Below are 13388 nucleotides of genomic sequence, written 5' to 3' on the forward strand. Positions count from 1 at the left end.
AGTATGTTCCGGAAGCGTTTGGAGGAGGTCAGCGCCTGGCTACAGACCCAGGGGGAGAATCTCGACCGCAGAGAGCGGGCCTACAAGCTCGAAGGCGCCGCCCGTGTCCACGCCCGGCTCCAGACGTTCCTCACCGACCCGGGCGTCACCCAGATCAATGTTCAACCGCCTCAGGAACTCAACCTGCTCAGCTGGCAGATCGTGGACGGGCTCAACACCATGATCAAGGGCGCACCCGAAGTGTTTCGGTCCGCCCTGTCCGTCCTGTGGACGCCACCCCTCGATCCCGGCCGGGCCGATCAGTTCTGGAGTGTGCTCGACCCGGCCCTGGACACCCTGAGTGAGACGCAGCGCAAGCATTTCTCGGGGGTAGGCACGCGGGCGAGCGTCACAAGTTACTTCCTGTTCCTCGCCGACCCCCTCGGGCATCCGTTCTACCGCCCCAGCTTCGGCGGCAAGGCCGTGGAGTGGCTCTACGACAAGAAGGACGGGCTCGACAAACGCACGCTCGGGAACCTGTTGACCGACTACGTGGGCCGCTGCCGGTACCTTCACCAACAGTTCCGGGACGCGGGCGTCCCCCTGCGGGACATGCTCGACACGCAGGGGGCGCTGTATATCATCAGCAGCCAGTACCTGGACGGCCAGTCTCGCAAGAAGTAAGAGGACTCTAACCCTGGCACCTTACGGCGCACAGGTTGCGGGGCATCCTCGCCGAGCCTGACATCAGCGCTCGGTCATAAGGCTGGTGGCTAGGTCGTGACTGGCCTCCCCTCGGTAGACCTGCGCGTGGTACGGCATGCTCATAGGAACTTCAGAATAGCTGTCCTCAGAGATCAAATAGACCGCATACGACCAGGTCGAAGGACCAGTGAAACGGCGTCGCCCCTCACTCGTCCCCGCTGAGGTGTACTTCAGGAACACCCGCCTTCCATGCTAGGTACTGGATTAGCTCATCCGCCCACGAGGGGGATCATGTCGAATCTCCCTGGCAGTCAGTCGGTTGGCGTGGACCGGGCACAGATCGCGCCCTCTCCCTTCGACGCGATCTGTGCCCGGGGTGGCTGCTGCCGAGTCGATCCGTTCTCTTCCTAGACCTTGACTTGTCCCTCGTTGGGAGTGACGGTGACGGCAGGAGGGTTGAGGGTGGCTGCGGGCAGGAGCGTCTTGGCGAAGCTCGCCACACTGACGACGGCTGCCAAGGTCACCCCGCCGTACGCGAAGGCGCGCGCATAATCCATGGGCGTGCTGCCCCAGGGCTCACCCGTGAAATACAGCGTCTGCAGACCCGTCACGCTGCCCAACAGCCAGGCAACGAAAGCGCCCGCGAGCACCGCCAGCCAATTCCACAACAGCGGCGGGGCCACCACGGACAACGTCGTACGTCGGCGCGGCCGAGCAGCGTCTGTCAAAAGAGGGCGAAGCGGCGCTGGAGCAGGCCACGGTCCCTTGAGTGAGAGGGGGAATGGCCTCAGACTCTTGACCTTTGTCCTCAGCATTTGAACAAGTGGCGGGTTAGCCGCTCCCGCCTGCTCGAGGTCCAGGGCCCCGAGCAGCGTGCTGCGGAGTGCCGTCAAACTTGCGTCGTACTTCTGGAACTCGGCGGCTGTGAGGCCCTGCCAGTCTGCCTGATCGTCGAGCTTTCTCAGGAGGGCTGCACGGGCTGCTACCGCCTCTTGGCTCTTACCAATCTCGCGCGCCAACTGGTAGGTCAGGAGGCGCTCAGCCAACCGCGCGGCTTCGCGAATGGTCTGCTGCACATCGATGGCTGCCAGAATCTCGATGGCCCGGGTTTGGGACTGTGTTGGGAGGGAACTGCGCTTGTCGAGGTTCGCGCCCCCGTCCAAGACCCGCTGAAGCATACTGATGACGAAATATGGTTGACCCCGCTTGACCTCGAACTCTTTACCCCTACTTTTGATCGCCCGCATGTGACCTTCGAGCTTATCGAGTTCCTTGGAGAGCGCGCGCCAGGAGAGGAGGGCCTGGGCGAGGTGCTCGGCGTGCTCGGTCGGTAGCCAGAATTTGTACCAGGTGAGGTAGGCGCTCAACTCTTTCTTTGTGGTTCTGAGCCTGTAGCGGCCCTCAGTCAGTGAGGGGACCGCACGGGGATTCAATCCCTGGAGCTTCAAGTGGGCGTTCAGCTGATGAACGGCCGACCAGCGGGTGAGCAGCAACCCCACCAACGTGGTCACGACCACGCCAGCCAGGATCAGCAGCAGCGCCCAATAAAAGGGCGTCCGAACAGTCAGCTTTAGGTCTTTCAACGTCTCGTTGCCGGGCACCGTGTAAACCCCCGCCTTGACGGGTCGCGTCGCCCGGTTAGGAAACTCCGCAGGTGGGCTGGCGGTGTTCGCGGCCAAACTGTCCGTGGGGTAAAAGCCCTGCAAGACGCCCTTCGCCGTGCGGCAGACGAAGACCTGCTCATTGGGCAAGGTGGTGTGGGTCAGCGTGATCCCGGTGGCCGACGTGCAGGCCTCGGCCTTAGGCTGGGCAAGAGCATCGTTGGTGTCTTTGATAAAGGCCAGGGGTGCGACAGCGTGAGCTTTGACCGGTTGAACGACCGTCACCCGGGCAGCGTCCACGAAGGCTGGAGGGCCCGCGTCCCTAGCGCGCACGATGTAGAGCACCGAATGCGGCTGGGCCTCGATACACAGGGCCGACCCGGGCTCGATCGCACTGTTGGTCCACACTGGTCCGGCACAACCGTCTAGATGAAGGGTGGTCGGAGAGCTACCCTGAGACGGTATGGAGATCACCTCTGGGGTCATGGCGCGGGTGGACGTGTTGATCACCGTGACGTTCCCGCTGGCCTGGTCCGTTTCAACCGTCCAGGGTGGAACTTGCTGCGCAGAGCCCAAGGCCGCAACTGCAAACAGGGGAAGAGGAAGTAGCCGTCTTACATCCATACCTTTCCTCCTCAAGGCGCCAGGTCACGCCGACAGCGGGTAAGGCCGTGGTCCACCGGCCCCAGCATAGAAATTTCTTCGGGCTCGGGGCGACGAAAGAGTTTGACCGTGTACCAGGCCTCCGAGGGTGCTTGGCGTGCGAATGCTCCTGCCTGGCCTCTCCCGCCCCCTGCTCTCGGTCAAAGGCCTAATGGACGCTGTGGCCACGAGGACACGCCCGTCCCCTGCCCGGGCTCACCTCTCCCCGGAAGGGGCGCTGAGCTGCAACGCGGCCATGGCCGCATTCACCTCCTCCCACAGGTGGGTCAGGTCCTCCGGCTCCTCTCCGCTGGTCAGCATGCGCTCCACAGCCTCCTCCACGGCTCTGGCGTTCAATTCCGGTCGCAGCCGCAGAATTACCGTGATCAACAGGGGGCGGGTGAGGGGGCCAAGCTCAGGGGCGGGCACGGCCCCTTCCCTTCAGGGGAATCAGCACCCCACACAGCGTGTGCAGGTCGTTCTGGAAGTACATCAGCCCCTCGGGTCTCGCCCGCCAGGACAGCATGAAGGTCGTCAGCGCGTGGAGACCAGAGATACGCTCGCTCTCCGTCCACGCCACGCCATTCCCGACGTCGGCCAACTGCTCGCCCACCGTGCGCAGCAGTGACCTCGGCAGGTCCAGCACGGAGGCCAGGGCCGGGCCGGTCGTCTCCGGCAGGAGGGGCACGATATACCCCGCGCCAGGGCCACCAGGAATCCCGGAAATCCGCTCCAGTTCCGTCACCGCGTCGTCGAAATTCATCTCGTCTCCTCTCTGTGGAAGGTGCGGACAGCATCACCCCTCAGCGGGGAAGACCCGGAGAAGGGCAACTTCACTCGAATCTTCGCCCCGGGTCCTCCTCGGGCTCGCGCCCCCACTCCTCCCGCAGCATGCGGCGGTAGCGCCCGGAGGCGTGACGGGCCGCCACCTCGTGTCCAAGCGAGGTGTGCAGCCGCACCAACCGGACGTGCCCGTCCTCGTGGAGGGGGTCAAGTTCGATGGCCCGCTCGTACCACGCCACCGCCTCCCCGGGGGCCGTCCGTTCGAGCTGGCTTCCGAGCGTCGTGGCCGCCGCCACCGTGGCCTCCAGCACGTCGGCGCGGACCGGCTCGGCCCACTCCGCCTCCACCGCCGGCAGGAACGCCCCGCTGTAGGCCTCCACCGCCCGGCGCAGGTCCTGGGGGGCGAGGGACACGAGGGCCCGCCGCGCCAGCCCCGCGTCGAGGTCCAGGGTGAACCTTTCGGAGAGGCGGTACACCCCTGCCTCGAAGGGCAGCGGGTTAAAGGTGACGGCGGGATGGGCGGCCAGCGCCAGACGCAGGTGCCGCACGGCCACCTTGAAGTACTCCACGTGACGCCGCTCGTCCGACCCTCCCCACAGGGCGTCCACGATGCGGTCCCGCGTGGCCTCACCGTTCAGGGCCAGCCACACGAGCACCTCGGCCGACTTGCTCAGGGGCAGGTGGAGCGGCGTGCCCGTGAGGGTTACCCGCACGGCACCGAGCGACTGGATGTGCAGGGGAAGCGTGGTCGCCAGAGACAGGGGGCGCGGGACCGAGGGGGGCATCAGCCGCACGAAGGCGTCCCCCGGCCGACCGACCCGGGCGCAGGCGGCGGCCACCCGCCGCAGCACCTCGCCGTCGCCAGGGCAGAAGTGCCGCCTCTCAGCGGTCGAGAGCGCGGCTTGTACCCGCTCCGCCTCGGGGCGCCGGAACTGGCCGAGTTCGGTGGCGGCCTCCGCCGCGTAGAGCGCGCCCCGCATACCAGACGAGAAGGCCGCACCCAGGCCGGCGCCCGTCACCTGGGAGAACAAGCGGTGCGCCGCCGTCCAGTCCTGCTGGGCCCGGGCCCACAGCCCCTCGCAGAAACGCAGCGCGGCGTCCGGATGTTCCTGCGGGCTCTGAGCCACCACGCGCGCCCAGGCCAACGCTTCCAGGGCGAGCGGGTGATCGCCGCTGCGAAGGGCGGCCTCGACCAGGCGTGGCAGGACCCGGGAGGCCAGCGCGTCGAACTTGAAGCGGCCGCACAAGCTCACGGCCAACCGGTACTGTGCGGCCGCCGCCTGGTTCTCCCCCCGCCAGAAGTGAATGTCCCCCTTCGTCTCCAGCAGCAGCGCCTGCACGACGCTGTGTTCCCGCTCGGCGACGGGCAGGGCCCGCGCGATCAGGTCGAGCGCCTCGGTCTCCTGGCCCCGTTCGCGCAGCAGGTCCGCCAGGTCGTTTTGTAACAGCAGCGCCCGGCTGGGCATGCCGAGTGCCTCGTACACCTCCAGCCCCCGGCGAAGCGCGGCCTCGCAGGCCTCTTCCTGTCCCGACAGGCGGTAGGCGAGTTGGAGCGCGGCCAGCGCCGCGCCGAACTCCACCAAGTCGTTGCCCGCGTGGGCCAAGTCGGCCGCGGCGCGTGCCACCTCGCCCGCCTCCACATGCCGGCCCAGCGTCAGCAGCGCGGAAGCCTTGACACGCAGCAGGCGCCGGACGTCCTTCGCGTCGGAGGCGCAGCGCAGGCCCTCCTCGGCCAGCTCAAGCTGCCGCGCCGACTCCCCCGCCCGGGCGGCCAGGACGCCCAGGGAGAACAGCAGGGGTGGGTCGGTTCCGCCCTCCTCCCGCAATTGCCGCAGGAGCAGCTCACCTCGGCCAGCCTCGCCTGTCTCGAACAGGGCGTGGCCGAACAGCCGTTGCAGCCTGGGCGGCAACTGACCTGCTGGCACGGCCTCGAGCACCTGGCGAACCAGACGGTGCTCTCCACGGGTCTCGTACTGTGCCGCCAGGTGCTCGGCCAGGCGCAGGACCTCGCCCGGTGCCCCGGCCGCGCGGTAGTGCCCCAGCGCGCGCAGACCGTCACCGGCCTGCTCGGCCCCCTGACCTGCCGCCAAGTGCAGCTGGGTATGCCGCTCCCCCTGGCCGCGCAGTTCCGAGTCGAGGAGTTCGCGCACCAGCTGGTGTGGCCGGTACATTCGGCCCAGGGGCGTGAGGGGCAGCCCCGCCCGGCGCACCTCGCGCAACCAGCCGGGCGCCAGAGACAGGCCGGCCTGGACGGCGCCCTCCTCCGTCCAGACCTCCAGCACGCTGGCCTCCGGCAGGCGCTCCCGCAGGGGCCGGGGCAGCTGGCCCAGGACGTCCGCCACCAGGTCGGCGGGCGTGAGCTGCGGCGCCGCGCCGCTGGCCACGAGGGCCACCCCGACCGGCCACCCGTCCAGATGGGTATGGACTGCTTGCGGCTCCAGCGGAGGGGGCAGGTCCCGAAGGCACGCCGCCGTCTCCTCTGGGGTAAAGGCCAGGTCGGCCACACCGAGTACCCGGGCGTCTCCCCGCGCCGCCCGCCGGGCGAGGCCGATTCCCGGTTCCGCCCGGCCAGCCAGAAAAACGCGGTGGCCCTCGGTCAGAGCGTCCAGCCAGCGCTCCAGCCAGCCCTCGGCCGCGGCCTGAAGCACCTCCGTCCCGTCCAGCACGATATCGAAGGACACCGTGCTCGCGGTGAGGTCGTCCGCGAGGGCCAGGGCCAGCCCCTCCGAGGAGCCGCCCGACTCCTGCCGCCGGACCCACTGCGGCAGCGGCAGCCCGGGCGCGACCCGGCGCAGGGCGAGCACGATGCTGCGGCTCAGCACCTCTGGGTCGGCGTCGTCCTCGCGCAGACTGACCCACGCCACCTGGCCCGGCCGGGCGCGCGCCTGCTGGGCCAGCAGGGTCGTCTTGCCATAGCCTGCCGGGGCCACCAGGACCGTGAGGCGGCCCTCATTCGCGTCCAACTGCCGAAGCAGCTCAAGGCGGGCCAGTTCGCGGTGAACGGGACCCGGGATCTGCTCTCGCAACCCTGACACGTCGGGAGAAGCCACCCACACCTCCAACATTCTGAGGAGACGGACGCGGACCACCGGGAGACGCCGGAACGTGTTCTCAGTATAGGCACCTCACCCTTTTCCCAGGGCCTCATGGTCTTCTCCGGTGCTTTCCCGGGAGCAGCGCAGGCTGACCCCAGGAGCCCAGGGGCGGCAGGCCGCGCCCTGGGTCTCCCTCACCTACAGGGTGAGCGGTCTGGACTGACAGGGTCGGTGCGCCGACGCGGGGCGGAGCGCACAGCCTGGCAGGCCCCCCGAACTGCCCGCCCGGCCTGTGCCGGCCCCGCGTCCCCAGGGAGAGCCCATGTTCCGTACTGTTCTGCTTGCCGCTGTCGCCCTTGCCGCCACGCCCTTCGCCCACGCCGACGACTTCATGGGGTCGGTCGTTCAGGACGAGTACGACAACATGCTGGACGAACACACGCCCCCGTACCGGGAGATCCTGTCGTCGACCGTAGGGGACCTGGAGGACAGCGGCCGCGCTACCTACCGCTATACCCTCGTCCGCGGCCGTACTTACCGCTTCTTCGGCGTCTGTGACGCGGACTGCAGGGACCTCGACCTCGTCGTGTACGACGCGAACAATACGCGGGTCGCCTCCGACTTCGCCATGAATGACCGACCCACGGTTGACTTCACGGTGCCGAGCAATGCCCGGAGCACGAGCTACACGCTCGCCGTCATCATGGCCTCGTGCGAAAACGATCCCTGCCAGTTCGCGTTGGGTCACCTGCGGCGTTAGGCGGGTCAGGAGGACGCCAACAGGGCGACCTGCTCCGGAGATGGTGAAGCCCCTTCGAGTTGGACACCTTCACCGTCCACCAGCACCCGCCGTGCTGGTGGACGGCGGGGTTCGGGGCCCGCCTTCTCAGTGACCGCCGCCCCACGCAGAGGCACCGGGAGCCTGCCCACGGTCAACGGGAGGCCCGGCGTTCTGCCGCTGGAGGTATGGGGGTCAGAAAAAGCCCGTCTTCTCCCCTTTGAACACCAGCATCCGAACCGTCGGAACCACGCGTCCATGATGGGTTGAGGATGGAGGATGTGCGCCCCCGAACGCCCTGACCCGGCGTGCACTTCGCAGGAAGGCGGGCCTCAAGTTGCTGATGCCGTTGGCGAGGTCTCAAGACCTGTTGCGCGATAGAAGCGAGGACAGGTCAGATCAGGCGTGTTACGGCTGGAGAAGCTGAAATCCCGAGTGCGTTCCTTCGAGCGGCTGGTGGGGCTGACACCCACGGAGTGCCAACAGCTCCGGACCGAACTGGAGCCGATGTGGGAGCAGGTCCACCGCCGCTCCCTCTCAGCGGCGTTCACTTCAACAATGCCGAGGTCCTCGGCAAGACCATCCAGATTCGTCAGGGCATCGCCTACCCCGTCCAGCTCGCCTTCAAGGGGTTGACCGGAAATACCATCCGGTACCTCGATCTGCAGGGCGTCGGCCGCCTGGAGAACATCCCAGCCCAGGCAGGCGCGAATGCCCCAGGACCACCACCGCCCTCCCGGGGCAGGCCGAGTGGCGTCGGCGGGGCCAGGTCGGCGGCACCAACTTCGTCGCCCTTATCGGCGGCTGCCATGCCACCGGGACGACCGCGTCCTGCCTGATCTGATGAGCCTGATTCCTGACGGGGCGGAGGGCACCGTCTACCCCGGCGTGCTGTGGCAGATGACCGGCCGGACGATTCAGGACGGCACGGTAAATCGCCAGATTGGCGACAGCCTGTTCCGGGGTGTCCCCGTCCGCAGAGGCTTCATCTCGCTGCCTCCGAGGCTGGAGAGCGACCCCAGAGGCTCTAGATGTCCTAGAAACATAGGTGCCTACAAGCCTAGCTCTTCTGATTGAGCCAGGCCTGGAGGAGTTCTCGCACGACGGCGCTCACCTCCACTCCCTCCTGCAATGCCTTGATGCGGACGGCCCGCCTCAGTTCCGGGGGAACCGTCACGTTGAGTTGCACCATCTTCTCCACCGGCTTCTCAACGGGGGCAGGGGTGTCGACCTCTCCCCTCCCCTGCTGAGGAGGCTCAGGGGGAGTCGTTGTCACAGGTGCAGCCACCACCGGCTCTCCTCCTCGCAGGACCTCGCCGAGTTTGGGTCTCTTGCTCCGGGTCATTCCTGCAACTCCTTCCAGACGGCGGCGTACTCGTCCAGCTCGGTGGGCGTTCCGCCGAACGCAGCCTTGTACGCCTCAAGTTCCCGGATACGGGCATTCAGGACGGGGAGCCCGGTCAGGGCTTCCTCCGCCTCCCGGGCTAGGCGGCGCCGCGGGTTGTAGCGGGTGAGCAGCACCGCCACGTCCAGGTCCTCCCGCTGCGCCTGGAGGTCCGCCAGCAGTTCCAGTGTGGGCCGCAAGCGGTCTACCTCCAGCCCCGTGGGCGCGACGGGAACGAGCGCCGCGTCGGCCAGCCCACCCGCCCGCAGCAGCAGTTCCCGGGAGTTGGGCGGCGTGTCGATGATGACCAGCCCCCCCGTCGCCCCCGCGGCCTTGACCTGCCGGGCCAGGCGGTCCGGTTCCCCCTGGATCACCTCGAAGGGCAGCTCGGCGTGGGCGGCCCAGCGGTGGGCGCTGTGCTCGCTGTCGGCGTCGATCACCGTCACGGGCTGTCCCTGGCTGGACGCGACGGCGGCCAGGTAGAGCGCCGTGGTGGTCTTCCCCACCCCCCCCTTGAGACTCAGAATGGCGAGCGTCTTCATAGCTACAAGTCTAGGTGGTTAGCGTTATAGGTGTCTATCCCACTCTGCATATATCTTCCTGTACTTATAGGTTTATAGTAGGTTACAGACCTAGAGGGATGACGCCCTATGGAGCTATCTACCTAGTCTCCTAGAGTGTAGAAAAGGTGGAGGAGATGCGGAGGCGCAAACGCTACATCAAATGCTGGGACCGGGAGACGGGCCGGACGGTCCTGTTACATCGCAAGGTGGCCGAAACCATGCTGGGTCGTTCGCTCCTGCCGGGGGAAATCGTTCACCACCGCGATGGGGATTCCCTCAACAACACCTGGGACAACCTCCTCGTCCTCCCGAACCAGCGCTACCACGCCCACTTCGAGTACCACCTGCGCTGTGAGAAGCGGGGGCAGCCCCTCCTGTTCCCCGAACTCCTTCAGGTCATTCGCGAGGATCGGCGAGGCACCCTGTTCGAGGGCATCCTCCCGGGTTGACTCGGGCGATTTCGGCAGACGCCCTTCCAAGGAATATCCACCCGTCTACGCTTGAAATATAGGTTTATAGGAAGCTATCTACATACCTAGATAGATAGTTATTGCATCTCTCTCCGGGAGTTCCCGACGGGCACAGCAGAGGAGGGTTTGGGGGGGCCTTTGATGTCACCCCTCGGCGAGTTCCTGTTCGGGCAGGACGAACTGCGCGGTGCTCGCCACCAGCAGGGATGAGTTCGCCCGGTACGCCCGCAGGCGCCCCAACCGCTCGGGGGTCCAGCCGCCTGCCGTCTCCGCTGCCAGGATCAGGGCCTCGAGGGCCAGCCGCCTTGCTCCCTCCGGGCCGTCGGCAAGAGCCTGCTCCAGCACTTCCACCTCCTGCACGTCCGGACGGTGGCGGGCCGCGCGGAGGGCATTCACCGCCGACATCAATGCCTCCGCGTGCAGTTCGCTCCCCTCGGCCCAACGCGTGAGCCGCTCTCCCAGAACGTCCCAGTCCAGCGCGGCGGTGGCGAGGCTCACCTGGAGCGGCAGGGTCAGGGGGTCGGCGGCCAGCGCCCCGAGCACGGCCTCGGCGATGGGGGCGGCCCGGCGTCTGGAACCGGAGGCCGCCGCCTGAAGTGCGAGGACGGCCCCCCGCAGGGCACGGCGGTCGGGCAGCAGACGGGTGAACGCCTCCCCGATGGCCCCTGCATCCCGGGCCGAGTAGGAAGCGAAGATCACCCTTGCGGCCGCCGCCGTCTCCTGCTCGTGGGGAGAGGCGAGGCTTCCCAGCAGCGTGCCGAGCAACCGGCGCTGCGGGTCGGTCACCGGCCGCTGGTGGTGCAGGGTCTCCACCCTGACCAGCGGTTCGGGGTGGGTGAGGAGGGCCTGGAGGAGTTCCAGATACCGCTCCCGGCTGTCCCCGGTGAGGTTCTGGCCCGGCAGCCGGACCAGGCCGTCACTGAGCGCGGCGTCCCCGGACCGGGCCCCCGCCAGCAGGACGGGCCAGGTCTCGGGGCGGTTCAGGTGGTTCCACAGCGCCCGTAGCAGGGCCACCCGCACGTCCCGGTGCAGGTCCTGCCCGGCGAAGGCCAGCAGGGCCTGGGAGGCCGGGGCGCCGGGCAGGTCCCCGATGAGGCGCACCACCTCTTTCAGGACGGTCACCCGCTCACGTGGGACGTTCAGCAGGTGTTCCAGCGCCCGGTCGGGAGGCAGATCGAGGAGCGGGCGCCGCAGGGTGTAGATGGCGATCCGGGCGCGGTCGTCCTCCAGCGCCCCTAGCAGCGCGGGCACGCCCCGTCCCTCGTCCAGGCGGCCCAGGGCGCGCAGGGCCGTGTCCCGCAGCGCCAGGGTGGTGTTCCGGACGTCGGCCACCGTCGTAAGTCGCTTAAGGGGTGGGTCCTCAGCAGAGGTCCCCCCACGCGGAACGGGGGAGGGCAGGGCGGCCAGCCCGTGCAGGGCCCGCCAGACGCCCGGGTAATCCCGTTTCCCGTCCCCACTGAGTTCGATCAGGGTCTGGGCGAAGGTCTGCTGCTGGCTCAGGGTCCAGCGGGTGAAGCCCGCCGCGAAGGGCAGGACGAAGCGGGTGAGCCCAGTGCTGAACCGTCCACTGAAAGCCTGGCGTCCCAAGAAGGGCGTGAGCAGGTCCTGGCGCTCGCGGTGCAGGTGCTCGTACACGGGCGGCTGCGTGGCCCAGCTGGGGTCCTGGCGCAGCAGGAGGGGCACCAGCGCCGCGAAGCGCCCGCGGGCGTGCTCCCGAAGCAGCCCCAACGCCGCCGCCGAGACCCAGGTGCTCCTGGAGTTCCGGACCCGTTCCTCCAGTATCCGCAGCAGGTCTTCGGAGTCGGCCACGTACTTGCCCAGGCCGGTCAGCGCCTGGATCAGCTGGCCTTCCCGCTCCCGCGTCTCCCAGGAACGCAGCACCGGGAGCAGCGCCGCAACGACCTCCCGTGCCGTGGTCCTCGTCAGGCGACGCTCCATGTCCCCAAGGTTCACCTGACCGCGAGCCTGGACGATCCGCGCGAGCCAGGCAGCACTCCACCCGGGGTGGAAGGGCAGCAGGCCCAGCACGAACCGCTCGGCGAAAGCGGCCGTCTGGTGGGAGAGGTCGGCGGCGTTCAGCGCGTCCCCGATCACCTGCCCCGCGGCGTCGAGGCTCTCCTCCTGCCACAAGCCGGGGGGCAGCTCGGCCAGACCCCGCAGCATCGCCTGGCGCACCGGATCCTGCTCGTTGCGTCGCGCGGTCATGAGGGCCAGCAGTTCCACCTGCCGGGAACGCTCGTACCGAATACAGAAGGCCAGGCTGGTGAGGGCCTGAGCGCGCTGCTCCGCGTCCGGTGACCGCAGGGGCTCGTTCAGGACCGCCCGCGCCTCCTCCCACGGGAGAAAGGCCGCGTACTGGAGCCTTGGCAGGACCCGCGTCTGGAGAAAGGGCAGGCGGAGGTGACGCCGGGCCTCCCGGACCCGCAGCTCCGCCGGCAGGTGGTGCACGACAGGCAGGGGCAGGAGCCCTTCCAACGTCCTGAACACGTCGATGAAGGCCGGGGCCAGCCGCGCGCGGAGTTCGGACCGTAACTTCCCGTAGCGTTGCTCCGCCCCGGGCACCACCCCCGGCCTGCGGCGGAGCAACGCCTCGATCACCTCCGGCGGGAGACGGCGCAGGCGCGGAGTCAGGTTCAGGAAGGGCGGCGGGGCGTCCTCCGAATCCAGCATGAGGGCCGCCACCTCCTGTGGTCTGGTGACCGCCAGCTTCCAGAGCATCAGGCCCGTTACGGGGGTGGTGCGCGCCACTTCCCGGACGAGGGCCAGCGCGAGGTCCGGCGCACGCTCCCCCAGACCGGGCAAGATGATATTCACCTGACGCGTGAGCAGGGCGGAGAACTCGGTGCTCGCCCGCGCCCGCCTCAGCAGCTCCTGCCCGGCCACCTGCGGATGCCAGCGGGCCGTCCGTTCCCAGCCCGGGCCGGTCGTCCATCCGCCGTCGTCCAGCAACTCGGGGAAGAGCCGCTCGACCAGGGTGGAAGAGGCGTACGGCAGGACGGACCAGGCCTCCTGCCGCCGGCCCTGCTCCAGAAGCTGCTCGATCCAGGTGTCGACGGGGGTGCTGGGCCGCCCGGCCTGGCGCCACCGACCCAGCATCGGGCGGTGGCGGGAGGCGGGCAGCTCCCCCAGAAGGGCCAGGAGTTGCTCATCGGAGCACAGCATCGCCACGAGCCGGACGGCGAGACCGTGGACGTGACGGGAAGGGTCGAGGGCTGCCTGAGAGGCACGCTCCCCGTCCCGGCTGCCGAAACAGGCGAAGGCCGCCAGACGCCGTTCATACACGGCACCGCGGAGCAGTTCGTCAAGGAGAGCGTCCCGCTCCCGGGCGGGAAGGCGACCGACCTCGACCATGCGCCTCACGCGGGCATGGTGGGTCAGGGGTTCAAGTTCAGCGAGCAGGTCGGCAGTGTTCAAGGGGAGGTCCTTGCTGCTCAGGTTAGGGCAAAGA

General features: G+C 68.3%; 9 protein-coding genes. 3 read left to right on the forward strand and 6 right to left on the reverse strand.

Going from position 1 to position 13388, the window contains the following annotated elements; genetic code table 11:
- The first annotated feature begins 3 nt into the window (after positions 1-3).
- Positions 4-663 carry a hypothetical protein gene (locus IC605_RS18130; RefSeq protein WP_216327442.1) on the forward strand — a complete coding sequence of 220 codons (660 nt, stop codon included), beginning with the start codon at positions 4-6 and terminating at the stop codon, positions 661-663.
- A 428-nt stretch (positions 664-1091) separates the two neighbouring features.
- Here IC605_RS18130 and IC605_RS18135 read toward each other — a convergent pair whose 3' ends face one another.
- The 3 genes from IC605_RS18135 to IC605_RS25425 all read right to left on the reverse strand — a co-directional run bounded on the left by IC605_RS18135 (position 1092) and on the right by IC605_RS25425 (position 6760).
- Entirely contained in the window at positions 1092-2570 is a 1479-nt protein-coding gene (locus tag IC605_RS18135; RefSeq protein ID WP_216327445.1) for a hypothetical protein, read from the reverse strand.
- Between the two features lie 772 nt (positions 2571-3342).
- On the reverse strand, positions 3343-3690 hold the full coding sequence (locus IC605_RS18140; RefSeq protein ID WP_216327448.1) for a hypothetical protein: 348 nt from the start codon (positions 3688-3690) through the stop codon (positions 3343-3345).
- A gap of 70 nt (positions 3691-3760) precedes the next feature.
- Complete coding sequence (locus IC605_RS25425) at positions 3761-6760, reverse strand: AfsR/SARP family transcriptional regulator (RefSeq protein WP_216327452.1); 3000 nt, start codon at positions 6758-6760, stop codon at positions 3761-3763.
- Positions 6761-7067: 307 nt separating this feature from the next.
- On the opposite strand from IC605_RS25425, the gene IC605_RS18150 reads away from it, so the two are divergent.
- Complete coding sequence (locus tag IC605_RS18150; RefSeq protein WP_216327455.1) at positions 7068-7505, forward strand: hypothetical protein; 438 nt, start codon at positions 7068-7070, stop codon at positions 7503-7505.
- Between the two features lie 1078 nt (positions 7506-8583).
- On the opposite strand, the gene IC605_RS18155 is transcribed toward IC605_RS18150, so the two are convergent.
- Both IC605_RS18155 and IC605_RS18160 read right to left on the reverse strand, forming a co-directional pair.
- A complete protein-coding gene (locus tag IC605_RS18155) occupies positions 8584-8868 on the reverse strand; it encodes a hypothetical protein (protein WP_216327458.1) in 285 nt (94 codons plus the stop codon).
- On the reverse strand, positions 8865-9449 hold the full coding sequence (locus IC605_RS18160) for a ParA family protein (protein WP_216327461.1): 585 nt from the start codon (positions 9447-9449) through the stop codon (positions 8865-8867). The genes IC605_RS18155 and IC605_RS18160 overlap by 4 nt, the downstream gene beginning before the upstream one ends.
- 155 nt (positions 9450-9604) lie before the next feature.
- Between IC605_RS18160 and IC605_RS18165 the strand changes: the two genes are divergently transcribed.
- Positions 9605-9919, forward strand: a complete 315-nt coding sequence (locus IC605_RS18165; protein WP_216327464.1) for an HNH endonuclease — start codon at positions 9605-9607, stop codon at positions 9917-9919.
- 165 nt (positions 9920-10084) lie between these two features.
- Here IC605_RS18165 and IC605_RS18170 read toward each other — a convergent pair whose 3' ends face one another.
- Positions 10085-13354, reverse strand: coding sequence for a hypothetical protein (locus IC605_RS18170; protein ID WP_216327467.1), 3270 nt, complete (start codon positions 13352-13354; stop codon positions 10085-10087).
- Positions 13355-13388 lie beyond the last annotated feature (34 nt).

This window comes from Deinococcus aestuarii (assembly GCF_018863415.1).
Classification (GTDB): domain Bacteria; phylum Deinococcota; class Deinococci; order Deinococcales; family Deinococcaceae; genus Deinococcus; species Deinococcus aestuarii.